This window comes from Mesorhizobium sp. M0954, assembly GCF_040319155.1.
In the GTDB taxonomy this organism is placed as follows: Bacteria; Pseudomonadota; Alphaproteobacteria; order Rhizobiales; family Rhizobiaceae; genus Mesorhizobium.
The window spans coordinates 83878-90383 of the sequence record NZ_JAMYNR010000024.1; the positions used below are offsets into that span (position 1 = coordinate 83878).

At 59.5% G+C, this 6506-nt stretch carries 7 protein-coding genes; 6 read left to right on the forward strand and 1 reads right to left on the reverse strand.

Annotated features, from left to right (window positions below; genetic code table 11):
* Position 1: 1 nt before the first annotated feature.
* From NKH93_RS26090 to NKH93_RS26115, 6 genes are all read left to right on the forward strand, one after another.
* The gene (locus NKH93_RS26090; protein WP_352496586.1) at positions 2 to 727 is read left to right on the forward strand and encodes a LuxR family transcriptional regulator; all 726 of its coding nucleotides are present in this window, start codon (positions 2 to 4) and stop codon (positions 725 to 727) included.
* 93 nt (positions 728 to 820) lie between these two features.
* Positions 821 to 1453 (forward strand): acyl-homoserine-lactone synthase, encoded by a 633-nt coding sequence (locus tag NKH93_RS26095; RefSeq protein ID WP_352496585.1) that lies wholly within the window; start codon positions 821 to 823, stop codon positions 1451 to 1453.
* A 22-nt stretch (positions 1454 to 1475) separates the two neighbouring features.
* Complete coding sequence (locus tag NKH93_RS26100) at positions 1476 to 1850, forward strand: transcriptional regulator domain-containing protein (RefSeq protein ID WP_352496584.1); 375 nt, start codon at positions 1476 to 1478, stop codon at positions 1848 to 1850.
* A gap of 157 nt (positions 1851 to 2007) precedes the next feature.
* The gene (locus tag NKH93_RS26105) at positions 2008 to 2319 is read left to right on the forward strand and encodes a DUF2285 domain-containing protein (protein WP_245278728.1); all 312 of its coding nucleotides are present in this window, start codon (positions 2008 to 2010) and stop codon (positions 2317 to 2319) included.
* Positions 2320 to 3130: 811 nt separating this feature from the next.
* Entirely contained in the window at positions 3131 to 4954 is a 1824-nt protein-coding gene (gene glmS, locus NKH93_RS26110) for a glutamine--fructose-6-phosphate transaminase (isomerizing) (RefSeq protein ID WP_352876159.1), read from the forward strand.
* 460 nt (positions 4955 to 5414) lie between these two features.
* On the forward strand, positions 5415 to 5630 hold the full coding sequence (locus NKH93_RS26115) for a helix-turn-helix domain-containing protein (RefSeq protein WP_352453550.1): 216 nt from the start codon (positions 5415 to 5417) through the stop codon (positions 5628 to 5630).
* Between the two features lie 694 nt (positions 5631 to 6324).
* On the opposite strand, the gene NKH93_RS26120 is transcribed toward NKH93_RS26115, so the two are convergent.
* On the reverse strand, positions 6325 to 6506 hold a 182-nt coding region (locus NKH93_RS26120), incomplete at its 5' end, for a transposase (protein ID WP_352969034.1).

Consider the following 6506-nt stretch of genomic DNA (forward strand, 5'->3'; position numbering starts at 1 on the left):
AATGCATCGCGTGTTTGAGAACTTCGTCGAGCAACTGTCTGCAAGTGTTGATGCTGCCGATCTCCGTGAGGCAATGGCATCCGCTGCAGCCGGCTTCGATTTTCCGCTATTCGCCTATTTCACTTACCCGTCGGCCTCCGGCGACGCCCCGCAATTGATCTCAAACTATCCTTCATCCTGGACATCACGTTATCTGCAACAGCGATACCACAGTCTTGATCCGGTCATCCTGCGCGGGCTGCAAGGCTGGGATACCTTCGATTGGGGGGTGGATCGCGCTCGGCACTGTCTGCCGAATTCGCAGCAACAAATTCTGGAGAGTGCGGCTGAGTTTGGCATCCGCGGCGGCCTGACGATGTCCATGCATGATCATCGCGGCCGGTTTGCTGCCCTGACCTTTGCTTCCGACGAGTCCCGTCCGCCTCTGTTGCGGTCACTGACACGTTACGAAAAAGCATTGCAGCTGGTGGCCATCAACTTTCATATCCATGTCCGGCGCAGGCTCGCCGACGATCGCGTGGTGGATGGTGTAACGCTCACCCCGCGGGAGTTCGAGTGCCTGAAATGGGCGGCGCGCGGCAAGTCGGCTTGGGTTATCAGCCAGCTTCTCGGCGTCTCAAAGCGCACCGTGACCTTTCATCTGGAAAACGCCAAGGCAAAGCTTGGCGTTCGAACGATCAACCAGGCCGTTGCACGACTGGCTGCCTCCGGCCAGGCGAGATCCTGATTCGTCGGCCACGATAGCTGTAAACCTCTACAGGCTGCATCGCTGCCGGCTTTGCCCTTCGATGGCGGGAACACATCCCGCACGGAGGCGACCATGATGCAGCTGATAACACCAGACCTTTACGACGAGTTCGCAAGCGAGCTCAAAGAGATGCACGGGCTCAGGTTTCGGGTGTTCAAGGAAAGGCTCGATTGGGAAGTTGATACCGAAGACCAGATGGAAACAGACCCGTTTGATGGTCTGAAGCCTGTCTATCTGCTCCTCAAGGGATCCGACTGGCGAATTCGCGGTTGCGTGCGTCTTTTGCCCAGCACCGGACCCACAATGTTGCGCGACACGTTCCCGGTGCTGCTGGGTGCTGACGTCGTGCCCTCGACCTCCGACATATGGGAGAGCAGTCGTTTCGCGCTCGATCTTCCTCCGTCGGCGCCCAAGGCAGCGGGCGGACTGGCCCAGGCAACCTACGAGCTCTTCGCGGGCATGATCGAGTTCGGCTTGGCCAAGGATCTGACCCGGATAGTAACGGTGACGGACACGCGCATGGAACGGATCCTTCGCCTCGCGACGTGGCCATTGTCGCGCATCGGACAACCCAAGTCCGTCGGCAAAACGGAGGCGGTGGCCGGGTTTCTCGAGATTTCCCGCGCGAGCCTTTTGCGCATCCGCAGCAGGGGACGTCTGAGCGGACCGGTACTGTGGCAACCGGTTCTAGGCCCGTCGGCATAGCGCCATTGTGGACACCTGAGCCGTGAAGGATGCTGGTCTGCCCAAGGAAGCGACGGTCGGTCTTGTATGCTGGCCGGACTGGCGTCGTCACGAAGCTTACCACTACGCCAGACGATTGCCACGCACTGCCTGGGCCTGGGAGTTTCTTCGGCGCAATCCACAATTTCAGCGCGACCACGCCAAAATGGCACCGTCCGCCTACATTGTCGGAGCCCAGGCCGACATGAAGATAATCGAGTTGACGACAGGATCATCTTTCCTAAGACAATGGAGCCTCCTTTTTCGCGGACGCGCCACAGTCGGACGCTACGTCGGCAAGGGTCTTTTGGGATCCGCGCGACTGCGCCCGTATTCTACGAGCGGCCGCGGAGCCGGTTGGGCTCGACCACGATTTTGAACCGCTTGATCTCCCTTCGCTCTCATGCTGCAAGGACATCCTGCTGACACCTGCCGGCGTGCAGCACGTGCTGCTGAGGGAGGACTGCCGGAGTCTGCAGATCGCCCTTTCCGGTGCATCCGTTCTCCGCCCGTTGCGGCTATATGTCGACGCGATCGTGCAGCCGCAGCACCTGAAGTTCCATGTCGCTGCCCTTCAGTTCCTGAACGACATCAATGGTTGCGGCCGCCTGGCAGCTGCTTGCTTTCCGCCGGAACCCCGCGGAGCGCGTCTGCGTATCGTGCTCCAGGCTTTGGATGGCTCGCTTGCGGGAGCATCTCATCAGGAGATCGCCATTGCCCTGTTCGGGAGACGCCGTGTCGAAGAAGATTGGTCTCATCCAGGTAGCCATCTTCGCGATCAGGTGCGTCGCGCCATCCAACGTGGCCGCTACCTGATGGGCGGCGGCTATAGACAGTTCCTGATGTAATTCGGGTGACAGCTTGGTGATTGTCTTATTCGAAAACGCGCAGGCATCAATCTCCATTTCTCACTGCTATTGTGCCTTGTACAAGACGTGACACGCGCCTCTTCCGCTGCGGGAATCGGGTTTGAGTAATACGGACCAAGCACTGAGAACCAACGTTTTCGTGATAGTGCATTCATGCCCCGAGAATCCTGATGACCGTTACGAACCCCGACAAAGCCGGCGCTGACTGAAACGGTCGCTGAACGTGCTCTGTGGCCTGCGCCGCCTGACTCTCGGTTTCGGCCATGCCGACTAACAGCGTATTGATAGGCCATCGCGGGCTAAGCTCTACCGGCGAAACCCGCGTCAAAGCGGCAGGCAATCAGAAACTAGATCGGCGGCGACGATGATTATGATCAACGTGACGAACACGTGAACCATGCCGACGGCGCCGACGTTGCCGATGATGATGATGCCGACCATGCGTCGCTGATGCTGCCTAACTACAGTGCTGTGTGATCATGCCGATCACCGCGTGACCACGAGCGGCGGCGGTTCGTGGTCAGGTGCGTGGCCGGGATGATCGCGCATGGCCGATTGTTCCTTCGTGCCGCGGGTGTGGGCTTGCGTTCGGTCATGAGGACGTCAGGCGCAACGAAGAAGTTAGATCAGGGCCCCAAACGCGGCTTATCCATGGGGTGGATGATAGCTATCCCTACAATCAATTATACCAATATTACCCAATACTACTAGAAGATCCCCCAATGAAAGCGGCCGGATGGGTATCCGTCTCGCGTAGGCTGAAGCTGCCGGCAAGAATGGGAAGACGAACATGTGCGGGATTGTTGGCATCGTTGGGCAACAGCCGGTGTCGGATCGGTTGGTCGACGCATTGAAGCGTTTGGAATATCGCGGCTATGATTCCGCCGGCGTTGCGACGATCACCGAAGGTGCCTTGCACCGCCGGCGCGCCGAGGGCAAGCTCGTCAATCTCGAGAGGAGACTGAAGGAAGAGCCGCTGAGCGGGAACATCGGCATCGGCCACACGCGTTGGGCAACCCATGGGGCCTCGACGGAACGCAATGCGCACCCGCACTTTGCCGACGGTGTCGCCGTCGTCCATAACGGCATCATCGAGAATTTCACCGAGCTGAAGGACGAATTGGCGGCGGCTGGCGCCGAGTTCCAGACCGACACCGACACCGAGGTCATCGCGCATCTCTTGGCAAGACACCGCCGGGAGGGCATGAGGCGGCAAGAGGCGATGCGTGCCATGCTGAAACGCGTCAGGGGCGCCTATGCGCTTGCCGTCCTCTTCGAAGATGATCCGTCGACCATCATGGCGGCGCGCAACGGACCACCGCTGGCGATCGGTCACGGCGACGGCGAGATGTTCCTGGGCTCCGACGCGATCGCGCTTGCTCCCTTCACCAATGAAATTACCTATCTCATCGAGGGCGACTGGGCCATTGTCGGCAATTCGGGCGCCCATATCTTCGATTTCGACGGCCATCCCGTCGAGCGTCCGCGCCATACCTTCACGGCCGCGGCCGATCTGGCCAGCAAGGGCAATCATCGCCACTTCATGGAGAAGGAAATCTACGAGCAGCCCGAAGTCATCGCCCATGCTCTCCGTCACTATAGCAACATCATAGAGAATCGCGCCGACATGGTTTCTGGCATCGATTTCGCCAGGATCCCGAGCTTGGCGATCTCGGCCTGCGGGACCGCCTATCTCGCCGGACTGATCGGAAAATACTGGTTCGAGCGCTATGCGCGCCTGACGGTTGAAATCGACGTTGCGTCCGAATTCCGTTACCGCGAGATCCCGTTGTCGCCGCAGTCGGCGGCTCTTTTCATTTCGCAGTCCGGCGAAACCGCCGATACGCTCGCATCGTTGAGGTACTGCAAGGAGCGTGGGCTGAAAATTGGCGCTATCGTCAATGCCTGCGAATCGACCATCGCTCGGGAGGCCGATGCGGTCTTCCCGATCCTTGCCGGACCGGAGATCGGCGTCGCCTCCACCAAGGCGTTTACCTGCCAGCTTGCCGTTCTAGCCGCACTCGCCATCGGCGCCGCCAGAGCCCGCGGGACCGTAACCGAAGACGAGCTGCAGGCGCTCGTCAGGAGCCTCGCCGAAGTGCCGCGCGTCATGGGCCAGGTACTCAACAGCATCCAGCCGGAGATCGAGTTCCTGTCGCGCGAACTGTCAAAGTGTCGTGACGTCCTGTATCTCGGCCGTGGCACCAGTTTCCCGCTAGCGATGGAAGGTGCGCTGAAGCTCAAGGAGATTTCCTACATCCATGCCGAGGGCTATGCGGCGGGTGAATTGAAGCACGGTCCGATCGCATTGATAGACGACAACATGCCAGTGATCGTCATCGCGCCCCATGATCGCTTTTTCGACAAGACCGTCTCCAACATGCAGGAAGTGGCTGCCCGTGGAGGGCGGATTATCCTCATCACCGATGAAAAAGGGGCAGCCGCATCGAAAATCGACACCATGCACACGCTCGTGCTGCCGGCTGTCGACGAGATTATCGCGCCGATGATCTTCTCGCTGCCGATACAGCTTCTTGCCTACCACACGGCGCTCTTCATGGGCACAGATGTAGACCAGCCGCGCAATCTCGCAAAATCGGTCACGGTCGAATGATTGTGAACCTTTATAGGTGGCGATGCTTGTCCATCTTCGCTGCATCGGCGGTGGAAATTGGTCGAAGGTATCAGCGTCCGCGAGGCTGGGTGGACGGTGCCGCGAATAGCCACTGGAGGCGTCAGTGAGAGTTCGAGTTGCTGTTCAAGAAAGCCATCGGGGAGAATGAGTCGTGTAGGATCGCAGGTCGAATGCGCTACAGCCGATCAGGCCATCTCATGGCGGGCAGGTTCTTAGAACTTGATCAGTAGCAGGTGAGCCGCCATATTCCGACCCGGCTGCCAATTTCAAGTGGCCCATTCCATGGATGAGGCCGGTCCGGCCGAATGGACGTCCATTTTTTTGATTTGCTGGGTGTGCGCCAGGGTCGGGGAGGAAATCTCCCGATTTGTCAGGCGCTCCCATCTTCTTGGAGATGTTTATGAAGGATTCGCGCATTCCCGAGCCAGTCTTGACGGCTATGTCGCAGGGGACCCACATCATCCGCGCTTATCGTGAGCACCTTGGGTATTCAATCGAGGACCTCGCGGTCGCGTGCGGGCTTGCCGCTCAGGAAATCCAAAACATCGAGCGGGGTCTAAAGTACAATAAGGGCTATCGGAATCGGATAGCGAGATCGCTGTCCATACCTGTGGGAATTCTTGAGGCAGAGTCGGACATATCGGACGCCGCCTGATCAGTCGGATAATCTGCAATGGGTGGAAGACCGTTCTTGTGATGTGACGTTTGCGGCTGATAGTCGTCGCTTGATTCCGTTGGACGCGAATGCCTTCTGGCGCAGTACCGCCAAGAGAATTCTCGTCCACTGTCCGAGTCAGGAACTGCACACGGGCTCGCCGAACAGGAAGTTGGAACGCTTCGTCATGCTGTCTTAGGCGATATAGCCGCCCGGAGTGCTGCGACACGTGCACGATAGCATTGGCTCGCGAGGATGGATTGCTAACGGCGAACCCATGCTGGTCGGCAAGGCGATATTGGCTGGAGCATCAACTCGGCCGACGAGAGTGGCCCCCCATCCTAGGCAGGATCGGCCGACATGGCCGGCATCGCGAGCCGCTCTGAAAAGAGCACAGCGGGCATCCAGACGCTGCCGGGTTGACTATTGGTGTCGGAACCGCAAAAAGGGGCCGCTCTTCATGAGTGGCGTGCGCCGGCAGTCTAACCCCAAGCCCCCCGCCAGGCTGCCGGCGCGCTTCTAGCCGCCTTGATGCACGGCGATAAGCTTTTGACGGCCTGAAGCGACGTTGTGGTCGCCGTTGCGGTGCTTTTCCACGCGCCTCGTCAGGCGCCGGGATTGCTCCGTCGTGATGGCAGGCGGGGGTTTGCAGGTTGCGGTCGACGGGTTCGTTTCGGGGCGTCTGCCCCCATCGTTATGTCGCGAGTTGGGGGATGCGATCGAGGACGATGCGCAGGATGCGCTGGTCGGGGCACGATGTCGGCAGGTGCAGGCGGATTTGCGATTTCATCTCGACCACCCGCGCAGCGATTTTGATGAGGCGCAATCGCAGCGTGTCGAATTGGGCGACGGCAAAGCTCGAGCGCCTCGGCATCG

Coding starts and splice junctions, on each gene's coding strand:
- glmS (WP_352876159.1), top strand. CDS start 3,131: ATGTGCGGGATTGTTGGCATCGTTGGGCAACAGCCGGTGTCGGATCGG.
- NKH93_RS26090 (WP_352496586.1), top strand. CDS start 2: ATGCATCGCGTGTTTGAGAACTTCGTCGAGCAACTGTCTGCAAGTGTT.
- NKH93_RS26095 (WP_352496585.1), top strand. CDS start 821: ATGATGCAGCTGATAACACCAGACCTTTACGACGAGTTCGCAAGCGAG.
- NKH93_RS26115 (WP_352453550.1), top strand. CDS start 5,415: ATGTCGCAGGGGACCCACATCATCCGCGCTTATCGTGAGCACCTTGGG.